The sequence below is a fragment of the Metabacillus rhizolycopersici genome, from assembly GCF_020075705.1.
The window spans coordinates 1-620 of record NZ_JAIQUM010000261.1 but is presented as its reverse complement, the minus strand read 5'-3'; the positions used below and the strand labels follow the sequence as shown (position 1 = coordinate 620).

Sequence of the window (620 nt, the reverse complement as noted above, 5' to 3'; positions counted from 1 at the left end):
GATAAGTTCATAAGAAAATCACGTAAGTATAGTTCTTACAAAGGGACTGTGGGGACTATTGCGAAGAACCTTATTAATCGCCGTTTTCACACAAATGTCTGCCATCAAAAGTTAACTACTGATATAACAGAATTCAAGTGTTTAGACGGTGTAAAACTATATATGAACCCAATCATGGATATGTTTAACGGCGAAATTCTTTCATATGGTATAAGTACACGCCCAACCCTAGAACTAGCTCTTAAACCACTCGAGGAAGCTCTCGAAATCGTAAAAGATTCCAAGTACAGAACAACTATTCATTCGGACCAAGGATGGCATTATCAGCATAATAAATGGGTAAAAGCACTTAAGGAAAACAAAATATTCCAGAGTATGTCACGGAAAGGCAATTGTATAGATAATTCACCAATGGAGAACTTTTTCGGTTTATTAAAACAAGAAATGTATCACGGCGAGGAACTATGCTCGTTTGAAGATTTAAAGAAAAAGATTGAAGCATATATAGAGTATTATAATATCAAGCGTATAAAGAAAAAATTGGCAGGCATGAGTCCCGTTCAATACCGGATTCATACCAGCCAATTAGCTGCTTAATATAAAACTCTAACTTTTAGGGG

At 35.6% G+C, this 620-nt stretch carries 1 protein-coding gene; it reads left to right on the top strand.

From position 1 onward, the window contains the following. The coding region (locus K9V48_RS28475) for an IS3 family transposase (protein ID WP_224142354.1) at window positions 1-597 on the top strand (597 nt) is incomplete at its 5' end. Between the last annotated feature and the right edge of the window lie 23 nt (window positions 598-620).